Source organism: Xenorhabdus aichiensis (assembly GCF_028598775.1).
GTDB lineage: Bacteria > Pseudomonadota > Gammaproteobacteria > Enterobacterales > Enterobacteriaceae > Xenorhabdus > Xenorhabdus bovienii.
The window spans coordinates 91,684-111,217 of sequence record NZ_JAQRFO010000003.1; the positions used below are offsets into that span (position 1 = coordinate 91,684).

Genomic DNA, 19,534 nt, shown 5'->3' on the forward strand with positions numbered 1-19,534 from the left:
TCTTAATCCAGATGCCGACGGGTTTTCCATGCGGTCAAGCCAATAAAAACGATGGCGCTGGCAATCAGCAGAAGCAAATTCGTGATCAGCACAGTGCCGATGTTACCCGCCAGAAATAGCGTTTGTAAGCTGCTGACAAAATAGCGGGCAGGGATGATATAAGTCGTTGCCTGAATAAAAGCGGGCATACTGTCTATTTCAAAAACAAAGCCGGATAACATAATGGCAGGCAAAAAAGCGGCATTCAGGGCAATCATTGCTGCATTGAATTGATTGCGTGTCACAGTAGAAATCAGCAAGCCCATACCCAAGGCGGTAGCGAGATAGAGGCTGGAAATCAGTGCCAATAGCCAGAGTGAGCCGCGATAGGGAATGCCCAGTACAAACACGGTGAATACCATGCAAAGCACCATGACGAAAGAACCCAGCACTTGATAGGGTAATAATTTGGCGAGCAGTAATTCAGTTCGGGTGACTTGGGTTGACAGCAGTGCTTCCATGGTTCCCCGTTCCCATTCGCGGGCGACCACAAGAGAAGTGAGGATCGCTCCTACCACCGTCATAATAATTGAAATAGCACCGGGGATGAGAAAATGCTGGCTGATGGCTGCAGGGTTAAACCAGTAGCGGATTTGGATGTCAATGAGTGGAGCCGTTGAAACCGCGCGATTTTGCCCCCGTTGCTGTAACCAGATTTGCCAGACGCCTTTCGCATAGCCTTGAACAAAATTGGCGGTATTGGGTTCACTGCCATCGGTGATCACTTGAATGGGGGCATGGCCACCAACGCGGGCGAGCTGGACATCAAAATTTACCGGTATCACGATGATGCCGCGAACCCCACCCATCTGCATTTTATTGATCAAGAGTTGGCGATTGTCGCTGACAGTGGCATCGATATAGGGCGAGCCTGTAAATGCATGAACGAGTTCACGGGCATCTTCACTTTGTTGTTCCATCAGAATGCCGAGGCGCAGTTTGCCGGAATCAAGGTTAATGCCATAACCAAAGATAAACAGCAGCATCAACGGGATAACTACCGCAATCAAGGCACTGCTGGGATCGCGGACAATTTGTTTGCTCTCCTTAATGCACAGTGCTTTTAACCGACGCCATGAAAAACTGACAGCTTTATGGGATCCCTGATATTCAGGGCGAGTGTGTTCAGGATGACTCATTGCGGCTCCTTATCATAATTCACCACAAGATCGATAAAGGTCTCTTCCATTGAAGGATTGGGACGTTCAGGAGTAGTAACCAACTGTTTCAGCTCATCAGGTGTCCCAGCGGCGATCAATTTTCCCCGAAATACCAGCCCGATACGATCACAATACTCTGCTTCATCCATAAAGTGGGTGGTCACCATCACGGTAACACCTTTATCTACCATTCCGTTGATATGTAGCCAAAACTCGCGGCGAGTCAGTGGATCAACGCCCGACGTTGGCTCATCCAAAAACAGAATATCGGGTTCGTGCATCAAGGCGCAGGCAAGGGCAAGACGCTGTTTAAAGCCGAGCGGAAGGCTGTCGGTGGTTTGATGCAAGATCGGTTCGAGATTAAAGGCATTGACCATATCAGTCATTTTTTCCCGCTGATGGCGGCCTTTCAGCCCGTAAACACCGGAGAAGAACTTAAGATTCTGTGCAACGGTCAGATTGCCATAGAGGGAAAATTTCTGTGCCATATAACCGAGACGCTGGCGGGCTTTGCCTGAACTGGTTTTTAAATCCATATCCAGAACCAGCGCATTGCCCGAAGTGGGGATGATCAGCCCACACATCATCTTGAAGGTCGTCGATTTTCCAGCACCATTAGGCCCGAGCAAGCCAAAAATTTCCCCGCGCTTCACCTGAAAATCCACATGATCAGTGGCTGCAAAATCACCAAATTTTTTGGTCAGGCTACGGGCTTCTATAACGGTTTCCGTCGGATTGGGCGGTATCTGCGGCATGATTTCTGCCAGTGCAGAGCGATGGGAGGGACCGCCACCCAGTAGATCGATAAAGGCATCTTCGAAGCGAGGTTCGGCGTCAAATAGCTTGGCATCAGGCAGCCCTATTTGCTGGAGTAGACCGCTTTGGTCTACACCAGCTTTTAAGATCAGACGCACAGATCTTCCCTGAATCACCCCATCAGTCACTTGTGGCAGCGTGAGCGCATGTTGCAGGATTTTACGGCGGGAACCTTGTTTGACATCGAGTAGAAAAGATCGTCCGACAATATTCTGGGTCAATTTCTGCGGCTGACCGCGATAGAGCAATTCACCACGGTTCAGCAGTAAAACATCACGGCACAGTTCTGCTTCATCTAAATAAGACGTGCTCCACAGAATCAACATTCCGTCGGAAGCGAGTTCGTGCACCATCTGCCATAATTCCTGACGGGCAATGGGATCAACACCCACTCCCGGCTCATCAAGCAGCAAAACTTTCGGGCTTCCCAATAGCGTACAGGCAAGCCCCAGTTTCTGTTTCATGCCCCCGGACAATTTTCCCGCCAGCCGCCCAGTGAAATGGGTTAAATCTGTGAAAGTCAGTAGTTTTTGAAAAGTGGCCTTGCGCTCTTCGCGAATCACACCCCGCAGCTCTGCGTATAAATTGAGATTTTCCAGCACGGTTAAATCTTCATACAGACCGAACTTCTGCGGCATATAGCCCAGTTCAGAACGCACTTCAACGCTGTCTTTGATGGGATCAAGCCCCATGATTTTAATATTGCCGTTATCGGGCTTCAATAGCCCTGCCAGCATCCGAATCAGCGTGGTTTTTCCGGCACCGTCCGGCCCGACAAGACCGGTGACTGATCCCCCTTGAATTTCTGCATTCAAGTGCGATACGGCAGGAACGTCCAACCCCGGAAATGTTTTCTCTACGCCGTTCAGTATTATCGTGTAAGCCGAACTGGTCATATTCGCGCCTTACTTATTAGAATCAGTGAAACGCAGAGTGACAGGCATTCCCTGTTTTAGCCCTTCATCGGGATCGTTGACAATAATGCGCAGCCGATAGACCAAATCGGTTCTTAAGTCGGGTGTTTCAACATTTTTGGGCGTGAATTCAGCCGTTGGAGAAACAAAGCCGATTTTGCCGTGATAGGGCTGATTTTTCCGCCCATCGGTATAAATTTGGATTTCGCGCCCTGCTATCGCTTGATTCAGATTGGGTTCATCAATATACGCTCTGATCCAGACAGGTTTGGTCAGCGAGAGTGTAAAGACGGTGTTTCCGGCTGCCAGCATCGTGCCGGGTTCGATGGCTCGGGTAAGAATGACACCCGCTGACGGTGAAGTCAGTTGCGTATCCTGTGAATTAAGCTCTGCTTGTGCCACGGCCGCTTCTGCTTGTGCCAGTTGCGCTTTGGCGGCGGCAATTTCCTCTTTACGATAACCAGCCTCAAACTGACGTAACTTATCTTTTGCCGCTTGATAAGCCGCCAGCGCCTGATGTTGGCCGGTTTTGGCATTATCCAGATCGTTATCGGAAATCATTTTACGTTGCCATAACCCCTGTTGACGTTTCAGGAAGCTATCAGCGAAGCGGAATGCGGATTCTTTTTGCGTGGTCTCGGCACGTACTTGAGCAATTTCTTCAGTGCGATAACCGGCTTCGGTTTTGGCAAGATTTGCTTTGGCGGCATCACGGGTTGCTTTCGCCTGGTTCAGGGCATTGATGAAGGGGGCATCGTCGAGTCGGCCGAGTGCCTGACCCGCAGTGATTGCATCGCCTTCATCTACTTGCAGGGCTGCCAGCTTACCTGCGACTCGAAAGCCAAGATTGACGGTTCTGACATCAACATTGCCATACAGAATTAATTCCTTGTCATTTTGTTCCTGATAATAATTAATGCCGACAATAGCTCCGATAACAACGATGATCGCTAATAGGAAAAGAGCAAACTTTTTACTGTTCATACCATCCCTTATGCGTTATTCAATTTTTAATTTTCAGCCTGTATGGCATTGGGTGAGTTACTTCTGCCGTAACCCGTTAAGCAATAAAGTGATGTGTTGAGATAACACTTGATTGATTAATTCGTATTCTTTGGTGCCAAGATTGTCCCAACCCGTTTGGCGTAGTAACGCTTCTCGTGCCAGACGGAAAGAAAGAATTTCCCCTAACAGGGCATGTGTGTGGATCTGTGTTGAAATCTGGCGTTCATCCGCGCCGATATAATTGGCGATGAGTTTATTCAGACGGGAATAAACCGGGGCAAGCCCCTGTTCATGGATAACGCTGTAAGCCGCTGTGGGCGTCAACTGCTCATGTGACATGATTCGGCTGAGATTGATACTGCTTGTTTCGAAAATCAGACAGTTATACCTCGTCATTCCTTCATGGATAAATGCCAGTATCTGCGCTGGTGGATAAGGCTGAGAAGTTTCGACAAAAAAACGGTCAATCGCTTCAACGAGTGGGGAAAATTCCGATTTTAGCTTATCGGCAATAAATTGTGCGACAGCAAGGTATAGCCCTTCTTTAGAGCCGAAATAATAAGAAATAGCGGCGATATTCTGTTTTGCGTGCTGGGCAATATTACGGGTGGTCGCACCTTCCAGACCGGACTTCCCGAAAATTTCTATCGCTGATTCAATAAGTTGCTGTTTGGCCTGTTCGCCTCGCGATGTTTGAGTCGTTTTAGCTGCCATGTTATGCGGTATCCTGTTACAAAGAATTTTCGAAAATGCCATCAATATATCAATCATATGATTAACTTTAAAACTAAAGTAACCTGATGTAAAGCTGGCATAAATTTACGTTAAATCGCCACCAAAAAAAAATAATATGCCTATTTTTTGTCATTTCCTGCAAACGTTTTCTGCCAATAGGCACATTTATTAGCATATAAAAGTCAATTATTCTTTTCTTCTATGCTGTTTAGAAAAACATATCTGTTATAATGCCGCGCTTATGATGCATTGCAGTTTGTGTAATTTCTTTGCGATTTATCGCGTCTGTTTTCTTCCCATAAAACTGCTCCTGAACGGGTTTCAGGAATGGTGAAGTCTGGAGCATTTCTTATTTATGAATTTTGAGTCACTCGGCTTGAAGGCTGATATTTTACGTGCCGTTGAAGAACAAGGTTACGTGGAACCCACCCCTATTCAGCAGCAAGCCATACCTGTTGTGTTGTCCGGTAAAGATCTTTTGGCTAGTGCCCAGACGGGAACGGGGAAAACGGCAGGGTTTACTTTGCCAATTTTGCAATTACTGAGTGAATCTTCGGCTCAGGCAAAAGGTCGTCGTCCGGTCAGGGCGCTGATTTTGACACCGACCCGTGAGCTGGCGGCTCAAGTGGGTGAAAATGTATGCAATTACAGTAAATATCTCAGATTGCGTTCACTGGTTGTATTTGGTGGAGTCAGCATTAATCCACAAATGATGAAATTACGTGGTGGTGTCGATATTCTCGTGGCAACGCCGGGGCGTCTGTTGGATTTAGAACACCAGAATGCGGTGGACTTATCCCATGTTGAAATCCTTATTTTGGATGAAGCTGACCGCATGTTGGACATGGGCTTTATTCATGACATTCGTCGGGTATTGAGCAAACTGCCCGCAAAACGCCAGAATTTACTGTTTTCGGCGACCTTTTCTGATGATATCAAGAGCCTTGCTAATAAATTGCTGCGTGATCCGGTGAGCGTAGAAGTTGCCCGTCGTAACTCGGCTTCTGAACAAATCGATCAAGCTGTTCATTTTGTGGATAAAAAACGTAAGGGAGAATTGCTCTCTTATATGATAGGCAACCAGAACTGGCAGCAGGTATTGGTCTTTACCCGCACCAAACATGGTGCAAACCGTCTGGCGGAACAGCTCAGTCAAGATGGTGTCACTGCTGCTGCGATTCACGGTAATAAAAGCCAGGGAGCCAGAACCCGTGCGCTGGCCGATTTCAAGTCAGGCCGGATACGTGCGCTGGTGGCGACAGATATTGCTGCCCGTGGATTGGATATCGATCAGCTACCCCACGTCGTTAACTTTGAATTGCCTAATGTTGCGGAAGATTACGTGCATCGTATTGGCCGTACAGGCCGTGCGGAAGCGACAGGACAGGCAATATCGCTGGTTTGTGTCGATGAGCACAAACTCCTGCACGATATTGAACGATTGCTGAAGCGTGAAATTCCACGTATTGCGATTTCGGGTTATGACCCTGATCCTTCCATTAAAGCTGAGCCCATTCTGAATGGAAGTAATTCCCGTGGCAGTCAGCGTGGCAACGGCAGACAAAGCCCTTCCAATCAGGGTAGTACCAAGCCGAACCGCTCCAACCAGAGTCGTTCTAACCAAAGCAGTACCAAGCAAAACAGTGATCGTCCGCGCAGTAAAGGTGCACCATCGCGACAGGGCTGGCCGCGTACTTCATCCAAAGCAAACTAGCCGTATCAGGAAAATAATCCATGCGCGTTTTACTGGCCCCGATGGAAGGTGTTTTGGATTCTCTGGTCAGGGAACTGCTGAGTGAGGTCAACGATTATGACCTTTGTATCACGGAATTCCTGCGTGTGGTGGACAGTTTGCTGCCGGTGAAATCTTTTTACCGGTTGTGTCCTGAACTGGATCATCAGAGCCGGACACCATCAGGAACCCCCGTCAGGGTACAGCTTCTGGGGCAATACCCAGAATGGCTGGCCGAAAATGCTGTCAGGGCAGTTGAATTGGGGTCATGGGGCGTTGATTTAAACTGCGGCTGCCCTTCCAAAACCGTGAATGGCAGCGGTGGGGGAGCTACATTGTTGAAAGACCCTGAACTCATCTACCGTGGTGCCAAAGCGATGCGGGACGCTGTACCTGAAGAATTACCGGTTACGGTAAAAGTGCGTCTGGGATGGGATTCCGGTGATCGTCAGTTTGAAATTGCGGATGCTGTTCAGCAGGCGGGCGCGACCGAATTGGTGGTGCATGGGCGTACTAAAGAAGATGGCTATAAAGCAGAACGCATAGACTGGCAGGCGATTGGCGAGATCCGACGTCGCCTCGCCATTCCAGTGATTGCCAACGGTGAAATCTGGGATTGGCACAGTGCTCAGGAGTGCATGAAGGTGACGGGATGTGATGCGGTGATGATAGGCCGTGGCGCACTGAATGTACCAAACTTGAGTCGTGTTATTAAATACAACGAACCAAGAATGCCGTGGAATGGTGTGCTTCAGCTATTGCAAAAATATACTTATCTGGAAAAGCAGGGCGATACAGGCATGTATCACGTTGCCCGCATCAAGCAGTGGCTTGGCTATCTACGTAAAGAGTATGATGAAGCCGATGAGTTATTTATGCAGATCAGAGCATTGAAAACATCTGCTGCTATCTCAAATATTATCTCTTCAGCCGCAGAAGTATGATTATTGTTATAAATTGAAAGAACGTTGCGGCTGGGACTCACCCAGCCGCTATTAAATTATCTGCTATATCCCTTTCATCTTTATTATATTGTCCGAATATTTCCCATTATACTGAAAAAATGTTTTGCTAAAACTGACCTGTGATAATTATTCATTTGGAAAAATTAACTTTTAAATTTCATTAATGGATTCTGATTTTTAATGTTAATTTTTATATAAATATGGCTAATGACTTATAAATATCTTTTCTTTTACTATTTGCAATTCTTTTATTTAGTGTCTTAAATTAGGGCATAGAAGAGAAATATACAGTAAAACCCTATTAGAGCCTATACTAAGGTTCTTAAGCAAATCATCTAATCAATTCTGGAGGTTGTATATGGGTATCCTGTCATGGGTTATCTTTGGCTTAATTGCTGGAATTATTGCGAAGTGGGTTATGCCGGGGGATAACAGCAGCGGTATCATCCTGACGGTGATTTTAGGCATTATTGGTGCAGTCGTTGGTGGATATATCAGTACATTCTTCGGCATGGGAAAAGTTGATGGGTTTAATCTGGGGAGTTTTGCCATTGCAGTCGTGGGTGCGATAATTGTCCTATTTGTATACCATAAAATTTCTAATTAATCGTCTTATAAACTCAGTAGGACTCATATGTTTGATAGGAAAAAGGGCATGATATTTTGATGCCCTTTGCTGTTTTATCTATTTTTCTAACGGAAGAGAATCATCGGCACCCCATTCCGCCCAAGAGCCATCGTATAATCCCACTTCTTTGTGACCAATCATATCCAGCCCTAATACTAAAACTGCGGCTGTCATTCCAGAACCACAGCTAGTCATCATTGGCTGTTTTAAATCAATGCCTTGCTTTTTGAATATAGCTGCAATCTCGTCTGGTGACTTATAACTTCCATTATCAATCAATGCTGTCCACGGGACATTTTTTGAGCCGGGGATATGCCCCATTCTCAAACCGGGGCGAGGTTCTGGTACTTTGGCCTGAAAACGGTCTTCGGCTCTGGCATCAATAAACTGTATTGGCGCTTTATTATGGAGAGCATCAAGAATCTGTTCCTGAGAACAGACTTTTTCAGGGGCGAATTGGATATTGAAAATTTGGGGCTGACGGGTAACTTCACCTGATTCCGTTGGATAACCCACTTGCTGCCAGCCCTGCAAACCCCCTTCAAGAATACGGATATTGCGACTGCCAAAGATCTTGAAAGTCCACCATGCTCGTGGGGCAGAGAACATATTCCCCTGATCGTAAAGTATCACCAGATGGTTTTCACTGATCCCCATCGCGCCAACGGCCTGACGGAAAATCTCCGGTTCTGGCAGCATATGTGGCAGGTTAGTCTGGAGATTGGCGATTTTATCCAGGTTAAAAAACTGGGCACCCGGAATATGGTTATCCAGCCATAACTGGTGATAATCGATAGTTTGGGTAGGCATGGGGGCGCTGGCGTCAACAATGACGACATTCTCATCATGGAGATGGTCGTTTAACCATTGCGGACTAACAAAATATTCATTTTTCATGAGCTTTCTCACATGATGTTGCAATGCCGGATATTGTAATAAAAGCGGATATATTGACGGTTATTGTTGCCCTATCGGGGCGTTTTCCTGCTGTGACTGCTGTGGCTCTTCTACCGGAGTTGTTGAGCGAGTGTACATATTCAGCCCTGCCAAAAAGACACCGCCAATAGAGCCGAGGGAAAATAACACGATGATAATAAGCAGGATTTTTTTCATCTTTAGTTCTCAATAAGATTTTTAATCAGAATTTTTAGCCGCTATGTTTTTAAAAGCTATATTTTAAGTCGTGGTTCTCAGTGATAGCTTCTAGTCATGGTTTATAGCCGACACGGAAAGCCAAAAGTATATCGGCTTCTGTATTCCAAACAAGTAATAACCGATTTTCTTGCTTCTTCAATGAAAAAGCTGGAAACGTGTTCCCAATAATAGCGATATAAAGCTGATCTGATGGTCGCTCTATGGGAGAATAGCCCTCCAATTTTTACGTAGCAAAACTCATGGCACTTTCCAGTTCAATAAAAAATCAGATTAGCCAATGGTATAAGGCATTATCCATCCATATTGATGGCTTCATTCCACGTGAGCCTCAGCGTCAGATGATTGCAGAGGTTGCAAAGACACTGGCAGATGAAGAGGGACGGCATTTGGTGATAGAGGCCCCGACCGGGGTCGGTAAAACGCTGTCTTACCTGATCCCGGGTATTGCCGTCAGTCGGGCGGAAAAAAAGCCGCTAGTGGTCAGTACCGCCAATGTTGCTTTGCAAGATCAGATTTACAGCAAAGATTTGCCGTTGTTACGCAAGCTCATCCCTGACCTGAAATTCACCGGGGCTTTTGGCCGTGCGCGGTATGTTTGCCCACGCAATCTGGAAGCTATCTGTGCTACGGAGGGGGAGCAGATTGATCTGATGCTTTTGGTCGAAGACAAAACCGAAATCGCTAATAGTGAAGAACGGGAACTGTGCCGTAGGCTGCGCAGTGATTACAGCACTTTTGCATGGGATGGCCTGCGTGACCATCATCAACTGGCGTTATCGGATTCGCTGTGGGCAAAGGTCAGCACCGATAAAATGAATTGTTTGGCGAGAAACTGCCAGTTTTACCATCGCTGCCCATTTTTCCTTGCCCGTCGAGAAATTGAAAATGCGGATGTTGTCGTTGCCAATCATTCTCTGGTTATGGCTGCACTGGAAAGTGAATCCGTTTTACCGGAAGCGAAAAACCTGCTGCTGATTTTGGATGAAGGGCATCATATTCCCGATGTTGCAAGGGATTCACTGGAAGTTGAAGGCGAAATCACGTTATTTCAACTTAATGGGCAGTTGGATACCTTTATTCGTCATGTAGAGCAATACTTGCTTCAATTTCGCCCGCCAAAACCGCCAGCTTTGGCAAACATCACCCGTTTGCAGGCACATTGTGAAAAAATTCGTGAATGTTTTAAGGAACTAGCGGATATCACACAGGTATTATTGCCCGAACGCCGTGAAGCAGTAGAATATTTATTTGAACTGGGAAAATTACCTGAAAATTTGCTGTTATGCTGCCAGCAATTATTCAAACTTACTGATGGGTTGCGTGGCCTGTCTGAAGCGATTTTAAATGATCTTACCGATCAAACAGCCAAACAGGATATTGTCAGGTTGCATCATGCTATTCTGCAAACCAGCCGAACATTGGGTTACTTTGAGAATATGGTGAAACTGTGGCGTTTAGCATCACAGGAAGAATCTTCCCATGCACCAATATCGAAATGGCTCACTCGCCGTTGTGAGAAAAACCAATCGCATCTTTATTTTCACTGTGCAGGCATTCGAGTCAGCGAGCAATTAACGCAGTTGTTATGGCGTAATATTCCCCATGTTGTGGTGACATCAGCGACATTACGTTCTCTAAATAGCTTCTCTCGTATTCAGGAGCTGACTGGGCTGCATGAAAATTATGATGATCGCTTTATCACCTTGTCATCTCCTTTCGAACATGTACGCCAGGGACGTATTATTATTCCCCAGATGACGCAGGAACCCACTATTCAAAATGAAATGCAGCATCTTGAAGAAATGGCGCGTTATTTTCGTTCGCAGGTACTGATGGGAGCCTATCGGGGAATGCTGGTGTTATTTAGCAGCCAGCGTGCAATGGAAGGTTTTCTCACTTTCGTGAAAGAATTGCGGCTTATGTTATTGGTGCAAGGTGATCAGCCGCGCTATCGATTGGTGGAAACTCATTGCAGACGTATTGATGAAGGGCAGCCCAGCGTGCTAATTGGATTGCAGTCATTCGCGGAAGGGCTGGACTTGAAAGGTGATTATCTTTCACAAGTACATATCCATAAAATAGCTTTTCCTCCTGTGACCAATCCGGTCATCATTACGGAAAGTGAATGGCTGAAATCCTTAAAGCGATACCCTTTTGAAGTACAAAGTTTGCCGAGTGCGTCTTTCAACCTTATTCAGCAAGTGGGAAGATTGATCCGCAGTCATGAGTGTTATGGTGAGGTGGTGATTTATGACCGGCGCCTACTGAGCAAAAGTTATGGTTCCCGTCTGTTGAATGCTTTACCGGTATTTCCTATTGAGCAACCGGCTGTGCCGTCAGAAGATGAATTACTGCAAATGAAAAAAGGTCAATAACGCGATGAAGCGTTATTGACCACGATAAGTTATGCTAACTTCCCGTTTTGGAAATACGGTTTTCATGTATTTTGTAATCATGTATGTTGAGATCTTTTAAGAAACTTTCGTCATGTGAACTGAAAATGATAATTTTCTTGTCAGCAAGAAAACTGAATTTTTCCTTTAGAAACCCCATTGATGCCACATCAAGGCCATTGGTGGGTTCATCTAAAATATAAACATCGACATCAGTCATTAATGCTGATGTCAGTAATAATTTCTTTTTGGTTCCTAGTGACATATCACCAAATTTAGTATTCAGATAACCGGATATGCCAAATCCTGTTAAATAATCATCTAACTGATGATAACAATTTATTTTTTTATAACGTTTAATGAGTTTTATGATATCCAGTCCGGTAAGAAAATGATAAAAATCAGTATGATCAGAAAGATAAAAACCCTGCTTTTGTAGTTTGAATGGATGATTTTTATTACCCTTAATAAGATTTATTTTCCCTTTATCAATTTTGTTAATACCAGAAACACAGGAAAGAAACGTGGTTTTTCCAGAACCATTAACACCTACAATACGATTTAGCCCAATATCAAACTGACAATTAATATCAGAAAGTATTCTTTTATGGCCAACTGAAATATCTAATCCGACAATATTAAGCATAAATATATCCTCCTAAACAAGAAAATAAAACAATAACACATAGGGTTATTAATTTTGTATATTGCGATCTTAATAAATTTATTAGTGCTACTAATGAGTAAATTCCTGAATAATAAAAAATTAATAGCGGAGTTGATTGGGTTATTATAATATAATGCAGGCCGCATATTATATATAATAAAAAACACAGGCTGTAATTAATAAAAATAAATTTTCTTTTTGATGAAAAATTAACAAGATAAGATAGATGTTTGTTTTCTATGTGAATGATATTGTAGAAAAATAGAGTGAATATATAGAGTGTAAAACTGAGATATATTATTGTTATATAGATTGTTCTATCGGGTGTTTGCTGATAAGCAATATAGCAAACCAGATAGGAGAGTATCACTGAGATAATTAAATTTATGGTGAATATTTTTTTATTTTTTATAAAGTATAATAAATTTATAAAATAAGGGGATAAAAGAAATGAAGGCAAAAAGGATCTTTCTGTTATTCGGTGGCTTATATTATCGTTAGTCTTGATAAACAAATTCAAAGCCACCAATAAGATAATGGCAGTATAAGAAATATTGTATAATGGCCCATGCTTGAAGATAAAAAATAAAATAAAAATAACAGATAGACTAAGAAAAGAGAATAATCTTAATTCATACAAGAAAAAACCGATGCAAGAAAATGAAGTAACTAAAAATAACACTGATGTAATATGGTCTATGCTACTTTTATCGTTAGATAATAATCCAAGAAAAAAGAACATAGATAGTGGAATAGCACTGTAAGCTAAAAATATTATTCTGAATAAGAAAAAGGATTTTTTATCTATTAAAGATGAAATCATACTATTGGAATATTTGACCGGAAATAATGGTCGTTGTAGTGAATAAAAAATAACATAGATCAACAAAAGTATTAACGAAATATAGAGTGATTGAATAGGTGTATTAGGTGTTAATGCAAATTGTGAAAAATAAATTAACCCGTAAATAATGCCACTTGCTTTCGCTGGAATAAATAAAAAACAAAGAAATATAATTAAATTTTTATTTCCAGAGGCAAAGGATTTTATTTTTCCTTTATATTCTAATGCATCGGCTATAAGTAAGTTCATTCTGAATCTCCTAAAACCAAATCCTATATAATGTTCTATTTGAGTCTTTTGGAAACGCAGTCCTGGAATGCAAGTAGAGATAATTACTGAAAATAACACACTGATTTTTTTTTAACTTAAATCGATACTGATTTTCCTTATCATGTATGAATTTATTTATATCTTTCAGCATAGCATAAACTTCTTGAGTGCATTTAAAATTATTGATCAATGGAGAAAATGATATTCCAATATTTTCTTTTATTGTTGAGAGTATGCTTTTGGTTAAGTTTTCATTTTTGTTAATTAAGTTAATACATTTATTATTGAATAATATTTCTACTTTATAACCATATTTATTTAATAGAAAATTATAAATGGATTTTGTATCAACCAATATACTATTTCCTCCGGTTTTTGATATTGTTTTACAATAGAGTGCAAGTATACTTGGTTGTTTTTTTTCATGACCTTCATCTGTATGTACTGGTTGTGAATAATTTGATTCAAAAAACCATTTTGGATTTTTACTGTTTTTTATGACCTCATATTTTTTATTGTTTCTATTCTTATAAGTAAGAGGATAACCAAAAATACCTTCAAGTAAAATGACAGTTTCATCTATAGTATCTTCTTCATTAAATTCAATTATATATATATCACCATTCAAAGATACTTTATAATATATTTCATCTTTGATATTTTTAGTGATTTTGTTTTTATGTATATAGTTAGTAATGTTATTATTGCATGTTATATCTGAATTGTATTCTTTGGAGTTAATTATTTCTTTAATATCATTAAATAAAACGAAATTCTCATATGTCATTTTATTATCTCTTTATCAGTAAATTTATTTATCAATTCTTTTGATTTTTCAAAAATATATATTGATCTATTCGAAAAATAAGAGATATTATTTTCAATAGATATGGACATTTTTTGGCATATTTTTATTATTCTATCTGTTTTTCCATGATATATTGAGGACGATTCTTCTCCAAAAAATTCTTTTCTAAATATAAGAATTTCCACCCCTACTATATAGCTGTGAAATAACGTATATATAGGGAATTTTTTATCATCAAAAATAGATTTAACTCCCTCAACATCTACAGTTATTAATTTATCATTTTTTTTCATATGAGTATGTGAAATGTCATCAATAAATAAAATCATATGAGTTAATTGGTGAAATATTAACTCTAAGAAGTCTTGATGATTAAAGTTATCTTTGAAGTCTATAGAAGAAAGCCCTATTGTATTTTCGGTTGTTCCATTTGTATATGAATATAATTCATTTACTATGACTATTTTTATTATCCTATTTACTAGGTTATGAATTTCATTGTTTATTTCTAATCTATTTAGCCATTCGTAAAATATGTTTGAATTGATCATTTTATTTATTTTTTCTGGATTTTTAGTAAAGTGTTTTTCTAATGATATAAGATGATAATAGCAAAATGGCAATGCTCCTTCATAAGTAGTTATAAGAGGATTTTTTTGTTTCGGAATATGAGTAAAAATAGAGTGTTTTTTTATGAAGTTATTATAATTATAATATGGGGTAATAGCCTTATTTATTGATTCAATAATTGATTGATATCCAAGAGTGTAATACATTTTATTGGTCCTATTTAAAGTTTTTTAACATTAAACTAATTACTATATTATTTGTAATATCATTACCAAGAGAAAATCTTAAGCTGTTATTTGTGATTTTAGAATAGCCATAAGGAAAATGATTTATTTTTATTCCATGGTTTATTAAGTCATTGAGGAAGTTATATATATAATATTTTTTAATTCTAAAGAAAATAAAATTAGCTTGGCTTTTTGATACAAAGACTTTTTCCATATGAGATATTTTTGATATAATGATGTCCCTTTGTTTTTTTATTGAATTGATATGATCTAAATTAATTTTATTGTTATTTAATATATCTAACAATACATTTATTTTTATATCAGTCAATGAATATTGTAGGGAAAATTTTTTAATGTAAGAAACCATATCACTATTTGAAATTAAATAGCCAAAACGTAGTCCAGCAAAGCCTATTTTTGAAAAACTTCGTAATACAATAACATTGTCATAGTTCATAATGAAACTCAATGCACTTGAATTGTCTTTTGAATAGGCTATATATGCTTCATCTATAATGATAGGGCAATTACAATTTTCTGCTATTAATTTTAAATCCTGTTTTTTGAATAAAGATCCTGTTGGATTATTTGGGTTGTCAATAATAATTATTGGATTTTGATATTTTTTAGATGCTTGAATAAATCCAAAAACATCAATGTCGAATTTTTTGATTAAAGGGATTTTACATATATTTACTCTACATATTTTTGATAATCTAGTAAACATGAAAAATGATGGGTCTGGAATGATTATTGTAGTTTTGTCAGTAGAAAATGATAATAAAATAGTTTGAATTATTTCTAAAAGACCATTGCCAAGGAGAATATTGTCATCATAGATAATACCATCTGATTCACATAATTTTTCCTTTATTAGGTTGGTATCTAAACTTGGGTACCTATTTATATTAGCATGCTTAATTTTATCTGATGTTTTTTCAAAATCTAAATTTGTTTGATATGGTAATTCCATTAAACTTAAATTTTCTTTTGTTTTGTAAACTTTAAGCTCAGGAATTTCATGATATAGTTCACTTCTATAAAAAAAAGTTTCTTTAATGATTTTCATGAATTTCTCTTTTTATTTTTTTAATGAAAAACTATTTGTTGATTCTAAATTATTTTTTTGGCTAAATTTTTCTTCCAATTGGAGTGATCGTCAAGATTATTACGTTCTACAATAGGTGGAAATATTTTTCTTTTAAATTCGAAATATTTATTTCTAAGTTCTCCTTCTGAAATAGAATTATATGTGAAAAAAATACACCTCCTATTTTTATTGCTCAAATTATTTTTTGACATATGTAATAGGAATGAACTAAATATCAATAAATCTCCACACTTAGCTTGAATAGGAATCCAGCGATAATTTTTATATGAGCTTTTTAATGCTTGTCCACTATTATGAGGGATCGATTTCTTTTTAAATGGAATTTTTGAAATATATAGGCAACCATTTGCTATATTCATATCATCAACTGGGATCATAATGTTAAATATTTCTTCTTTAATAAATCTAGTAAACGCTGGATGATCTTGATGTGGAAGAAATCCACCACCACCACTCAATTTAAAATTAATTTTATCCTTAAAGAGAATATGTTTTTTTTCTGTTATTATTGATAGTAATTTAGATGCTTTTTTTTCTATTTTATTTATATGATCTATTTCTTTATAATCAATGAAATTTTCTATTCTGTTGAGTATTTTTTTACTATCAATAACACTTTCTTCGTAATATTTCATGATCTTTCCTGGGGTATCTTTTTTATTATAAAGAAATTCAATATCAATATTTAGAGATTTTTTTTCTTCATCACATAGAAAATTTTTTATCAGAATATACCCATTTTTGTTCAGGGTAATTTTATATTCATTGTTCATATGTTATATAATTCCTCTCTTTTTATTATTTGGCATATTATTTGATCTAGTTTATTCTTATTGCTATATATGGAGTAAGGGTCTTTATTTTTTATTGATGTGCGAATCCAATATTTTTTCCTATCAATAGCAACTATTTTTATATTATTTCTTTTGGCGATAACTGCAACCCATATATCAGACATGTTTTTTATTGGAAATGATTCCATAGAAAAAGAATGAAGAGATGAATGATAAGCTAAAGTACCAGTTCCTGGAATGTTTACAAAAATATCGTTATCAAGTGATTTTCTAAAATGTATTCCTTTTTTATTATCATAATACGATGATAATGAGGTTCTATCTATGATATTTCCATGTACGCAAATGAAATTTTTTCTGTTATACATATCTATTTTAGATACAAGTTTCTTTATATAATCTTTAGGATAAATTAAATCATCATCTAATGTGAATAAATATCCTATTTTGTCTTTCAAAGGGTAAAATTTAGATGCATCTCCGAAATCGCCTGACTTGGAACTCATATATATATTTATTTTATCTTTTATTAAGAAATCAGGAATGGATTTGTATCCGTTTAAGTATACATTTAATTCGTCAATTTGTGAAAAAATTGATTTAACAGTGTAGTATAGATTGTTTTTTCTTTTTGGGATGCTTGCTAATGATGCTATTTTTAAGTTTTCATTATTAGTTAATGTATTCATGGGTGTTTCCTATATATTTTTTTATAAATCTCACGAGCAATAGTAACTTCATCGATAACGGTAGTATAATTCTCTATATTAGAATCTCTTTCAATAATCACGCCACAAACATCGGTTTTAGAAAGAGAATATTCATATAACTTCCATACATCATCCCATATTTTATTTGCATGAGTATCCACAATCATATCAAACTTATACGAACCGCCTGCTAGATGTATTTCAACGATATGATCTAATGGTAATTTAAGAAGAAATTCTTCAGGATCGTAATTATGATTCATTGCATTAATATATAAGTTATTAATGCCTAGTAATATTCCACAGTCACTATTTTTAACTATACTATTGATAAAATCTATCTCAGCCATATCAGAACCTGGCATATTATAATAATATGTTATATTTTCAATAATAAAATTTTCATTTACTTCTGATTTTATTTTTTTTATTTTTTTTATTTTATTTATTATGTTATACGAATTTTCAATAGAAAATTGAATTGGCATAAGATGTCCTACCTCAATATTTCCATGTCGTGTAGCGGATAAATGATCACTATACCATATTGGTTTTTTGTTGATTATGACATTTTTTAAATTTTCTATGTATTCAGTATCTAAGTTATCATCAGTTCCTAATGACATATCAAGACCATGAAATATAATTGGAATCTCTTCGCAACATTTTTCTAGATAATTATCCTCTTCATCTAAAAAAAAATTCTCGGAATGAACTTCAAGAATATCAATATATTGAAGATTATTATAAATTTCTTTAGAAAATGATGATTTATAATTAACGCCAATACCGAATTTTCCATATTTACTCATATGTTATCACCTTTGATTACTAAGTGAGATTAAATTTTTCGAACTAAGAGTTTTTAGAGTTGTACTAAATGATTCTCTATCCAAAATATATTGTTTATTTATTTTTTCAAATAATTTACATGCTGAAATAGGTGTTTTGCATGTTAATATAATGTAATTTATTATGTTCCCTATGGATAATGAAGTTATTTTTCTAGTTCTATCTCTTCTGTAAAATACAATGTTTGTTTTCACTTTTTCCATTTTTTTATTTAATTCTTCTCTGAAGTTTTCTTTTTCTATTAATGATAATAGTGATTTAATATTTGTATTAAACTCTTTAATTCTTATAGTTGGATTAGAAACAATAAATATTTTTTCTATAGCATCATATTTAATATCCTTTGATAATTCCACTTCTATATTGAATATTTTTTCTTGTAAATCTATTAATAGATTATTTTTTTCTTTTTCATATAAGGCAATAGTTCTCAAAAGGTCATCTCCAGTCTTTTGAATTATATGTTCACAAAAGAAAGTAGATTCAATAATAGGGTTCTTTTTTACTTCATTATTGAAGTCAATATTTATAAGGTATTTTTCAAATTCTAATTCAAAATTATCTTTATTCAAATAGTTATATAAATTTGGTAGTGACATTATTAATCCATCCATTCTTTTTGTTTTTTGTAAGATTGAAGAGTTAACAAACTTACTACCATTTTTCCTAAAAAAATCTATTAAAATATCTCGGCTAGACTGAGATATGTGATATATATCCATGAACTTATTAGGGTTTTCATACATTTTTATGGAATATTTAGGATTTGATATCAATTTAGATAAATAAATGTTTATTTCTTTTATATTCATGATGAACACCTAATTTACCCCCCTGTAATAAAGGGGGGTAATATATTTTATTATGGACATCCAAGACTATTGCAAAGAACTTCTACAGATGATTCAGATTCTTCAATAAATTCAATTTCCATTTTTTACTCCTATTTGATATTAAATAAAATATCAGACTTAATTTATATTAGCATGCTTGCTAACAATGGTAATTCTATTCTTTGCTTCTTCTATGTCAATGGGTTTTTTTATATACTAAATGTTGTTTAGGTTTTGTTTAATATAGCGGTGAGCTATCGATAAGATAGGTTTCAATTATAATGATTATAGTGAATCATTGTA

The 19,534-nt window shown here is 37.6% G+C and carries 18 protein-coding genes; 4 read left to right on the forward strand and 14 right to left on the reverse strand.

Annotated elements, in window-relative coordinates; translation table 11 throughout:
• Positions 1-2 precede the first annotated feature (2 nt).
• The 4 genes from PSI22_RS02580 to PSI22_RS02595 are packed head-to-tail and all read right to left on the reverse strand — an operon-like array spanning position 3 to position 4,648.
• Entirely contained in the window at positions 3-1,178 is a 1,176-nt protein-coding gene (locus PSI22_RS02580) for an ABC transporter permease (RefSeq protein ID WP_273578428.1), read from the reverse strand.
• Positions 1,175-2,911, reverse strand: a complete 1,737-nt coding sequence (locus PSI22_RS02585) for an ATP-binding cassette domain-containing protein (protein ID WP_273578429.1) — start codon at positions 2,909-2,911, stop codon at positions 1,175-1,177. Before PSI22_RS02585 ends, PSI22_RS02580 begins: the two co-directional genes overlap by 4 nt.
• A 9-nt stretch (positions 2,912-2,920) precedes the next feature.
• Positions 2,921-3,913: a secretion protein HlyD gene (gene hlyD, locus PSI22_RS02590; RefSeq protein ID WP_273578430.1), complete on the reverse strand. Its 993-nt coding sequence runs from the start codon at positions 3,911-3,913 to the stop codon at positions 2,921-2,923.
• Positions 3,914-3,970: 57 nt separating this feature from the next.
• Positions 3,971-4,648 carry a transcriptional regulator gene (locus PSI22_RS02595; protein ID WP_273578431.1) on the reverse strand — a complete coding sequence of 226 codons (678 nt, stop codon included), beginning with the start codon at positions 4,646-4,648 and terminating at the stop codon, positions 3,971-3,973.
• Between the two features lie 376 nt (positions 4,649-5,024).
• Here PSI22_RS02595 and rhlE point away from each other — a divergent pair, with 376 nt between their 5' ends.
• From rhlE to PSI22_RS02610, 3 genes are all read left to right on the forward strand, one after another.
• Complete coding sequence (rhlE, locus tag PSI22_RS02600; RefSeq protein WP_273578432.1) at positions 5,025-6,383, forward strand: ATP-dependent RNA helicase RhlE; 1,359 nt, start codon at positions 5,025-5,027, stop codon at positions 6,381-6,383.
• A gap of 20 nt (positions 6,384-6,403) precedes the next feature.
• Positions 6,404-7,345, forward strand: coding sequence for a tRNA dihydrouridine(16) synthase DusC (dusC, locus tag PSI22_RS02605; RefSeq protein ID WP_273578433.1), 942 nt, complete (start codon positions 6,404-6,406; stop codon positions 7,343-7,345).
• A gap of 379 nt (positions 7,346-7,724) precedes the next feature.
• A complete protein-coding gene (locus tag PSI22_RS02610) occupies positions 7,725-7,973 on the forward strand; it encodes a GlsB/YeaQ/YmgE family stress response membrane protein (protein WP_273578434.1) in 249 nt (82 codons plus the stop codon).
• 78 nt (positions 7,974-8,051) lie between these two features.
• Here PSI22_RS02610 and sseA read toward each other — a convergent pair whose 3' ends face one another.
• Both sseA and PSI22_RS02620 read right to left on the reverse strand, forming a co-directional pair.
• On the reverse strand, positions 8,052-8,891 hold the full coding sequence (gene sseA, locus PSI22_RS02615; protein ID WP_273578435.1) for a 3-mercaptopyruvate sulfurtransferase: 840 nt from the start codon (positions 8,889-8,891) through the stop codon (positions 8,052-8,054).
• Positions 8,892-8,951: 60 nt separating this feature from the next.
• Positions 8,952-9,107 (reverse strand): lipase chaperone, encoded by a 156-nt coding sequence (locus PSI22_RS02620; protein ID WP_012987526.1) that lies wholly within the window; start codon positions 9,105-9,107, stop codon positions 8,952-8,954.
• 281 nt (positions 9,108-9,388) lie between these two features.
• Between PSI22_RS02620 and dinG the strand changes: the two genes are divergently transcribed.
• The gene (gene dinG, locus PSI22_RS02625) at positions 9,389-11,524 is read left to right on the forward strand and encodes an ATP-dependent DNA helicase DinG (protein ID WP_273578436.1); all 2,136 of its coding nucleotides are present in this window, start codon (positions 9,389-9,391) and stop codon (positions 11,522-11,524) included.
• Between the two features lie 34 nt (positions 11,525-11,558).
• On the opposite strand, the gene PSI22_RS02630 is transcribed toward dinG, so the two are convergent.
• From PSI22_RS02630 to PSI22_RS02665, 8 genes are all read right to left on the reverse strand, one after another.
• On the reverse strand, positions 11,559-12,188 hold the full coding sequence (locus PSI22_RS02630) for an ATP-binding cassette domain-containing protein (protein WP_273578437.1): 630 nt from the start codon (positions 12,186-12,188) through the stop codon (positions 11,559-11,561).
• A 1,124-nt stretch (positions 12,189-13,312) separates the two neighbouring features.
• Entirely contained in the window at positions 13,313-14,110 is a 798-nt protein-coding gene (locus PSI22_RS02635; RefSeq protein WP_273578438.1) for a TauD/TfdA family dioxygenase, read from the reverse strand.
• The gene (locus PSI22_RS02640; protein WP_273578439.1) at positions 14,107-14,907 is read right to left on the reverse strand and encodes a hypothetical protein; all 801 of its coding nucleotides are present in this window, start codon (positions 14,905-14,907) and stop codon (positions 14,107-14,109) included. The genes PSI22_RS02635 and PSI22_RS02640 overlap by 4 nt, the downstream gene beginning before the upstream one ends.
• 10 nt (positions 14,908-14,917) lie before the next feature.
• Positions 14,918-16,000, reverse strand: coding sequence for a pyridoxal phosphate-dependent aminotransferase (locus PSI22_RS02645; RefSeq protein ID WP_273578440.1), 1,083 nt, complete (start codon positions 15,998-16,000; stop codon positions 14,918-14,920).
• A gap of 44 nt (positions 16,001-16,044) precedes the next feature.
• Positions 16,045-16,815 carry a phytanoyl-CoA dioxygenase family protein gene (locus PSI22_RS02650; protein ID WP_273578441.1) on the reverse strand — a complete coding sequence of 257 codons (771 nt, stop codon included), beginning with the start codon at positions 16,813-16,815 and terminating at the stop codon, positions 16,045-16,047.
• A complete protein-coding gene (locus PSI22_RS02655) occupies positions 16,812-17,525 on the reverse strand; it encodes a hypothetical protein (RefSeq protein ID WP_273578442.1) in 714 nt (237 codons plus the stop codon). The genes PSI22_RS02650 and PSI22_RS02655 overlap by 4 nt, the downstream gene beginning before the upstream one ends.
• On the reverse strand, positions 17,522-18,358 hold the full coding sequence (locus tag PSI22_RS02660) for an MbnB/TglH/ChrH family RiPP precursor modification enzyme (protein WP_273578443.1): 837 nt from the start codon (positions 18,356-18,358) through the stop codon (positions 17,522-17,524). Before PSI22_RS02660 ends, PSI22_RS02655 begins: the two co-directional genes overlap by 4 nt.
• Positions 18,359-18,364: 6 nt before the next feature.
• Positions 18,365-19,210: a hypothetical protein gene (locus PSI22_RS02665; protein WP_273578444.1), complete on the reverse strand. Its 846-nt coding sequence runs from the start codon at positions 19,208-19,210 to the stop codon at positions 18,365-18,367.
• Positions 19,211-19,534: the final 324 nt, after the last annotated feature.

Coding starts and splice junctions, on each gene's coding strand:
- PSI22_RS02580 (WP_273578428.1), bottom strand. CDS start 1,178: ATGAGTCATCCTGAACACACTCGCCCTGAATATCAGGGATCCCATAAA.
- PSI22_RS02585 (WP_273578429.1), bottom strand. CDS start 2,911: ATGACCAGTTCGGCTTACACGATAATACTGAACGGCGTAGAGAAAACA.
- hlyD (WP_273578430.1), bottom strand. CDS start 3,913: ATGAACAGTAAAAAGTTTGCTCTTTTCCTATTAGCGATCATCGTTGTT.
- PSI22_RS02595 (WP_273578431.1), bottom strand. CDS start 4,648: ATGGCAGCTAAAACGACTCAAACATCGCGAGGCGAACAGGCCAAACAG.
- rhlE (WP_273578432.1), top strand. CDS start 5,025: ATGAATTTTGAGTCACTCGGCTTGAAGGCTGATATTTTACGTGCCGTT.
- dusC (WP_273578433.1), top strand. CDS start 6,404: ATGCGCGTTTTACTGGCCCCGATGGAAGGTGTTTTGGATTCTCTGGTC.
- PSI22_RS02610 (WP_273578434.1), top strand. CDS start 7,725: ATGGGTATCCTGTCATGGGTTATCTTTGGCTTAATTGCTGGAATTATT.
- sseA (WP_273578435.1), bottom strand. CDS start 8,891: ATGAAAAATGAATATTTTGTTAGTCCGCAATGGTTAAACGACCATCTC.
- PSI22_RS02620 (WP_012987526.1), bottom strand. CDS start 9,107: ATGAAAAAAATCCTGCTTATTATCATCGTGTTATTTTCCCTCGGCTCT.
- dinG (WP_273578436.1), top strand. CDS start 9,389: ATGGCACTTTCCAGTTCAATAAAAAATCAGATTAGCCAATGGTATAAG.
- PSI22_RS02630 (WP_273578437.1), bottom strand. CDS start 12,188: ATGCTTAATATTGTCGGATTAGATATTTCAGTTGGCCATAAAAGAATA.
- PSI22_RS02635 (WP_273578438.1), bottom strand. CDS start 14,110: ATGACATATGAGAATTTCGTTTTATTTAATGATATTAAAGAAATAATT.
- PSI22_RS02640 (WP_273578439.1), bottom strand. CDS start 14,907: ATGTATTACACTCTTGGATATCAATCAATTATTGAATCAATAAATAAG.
- PSI22_RS02645 (WP_273578440.1), bottom strand. CDS start 16,000: ATGAAAATCATTAAAGAAACTTTTTTTTATAGAAGTGAACTATATCAT.
- PSI22_RS02650 (WP_273578441.1), bottom strand. CDS start 16,815: ATGAACAATGAATATAAAATTACCCTGAACAAAAATGGGTATATTCTG.
- PSI22_RS02655 (WP_273578442.1), bottom strand. CDS start 17,525: ATGAATACATTAACTAATAATGAAAACTTAAAAATAGCATCATTAGCA.
- PSI22_RS02660 (WP_273578443.1), bottom strand. CDS start 18,358: ATGAGTAAATATGGAAAATTCGGTATTGGCGTTAATTATAAATCATCA.
- PSI22_RS02665 (WP_273578444.1), bottom strand. CDS start 19,210: ATGAATATAAAAGAAATAAACATTTATTTATCTAAATTGATATCAAAT.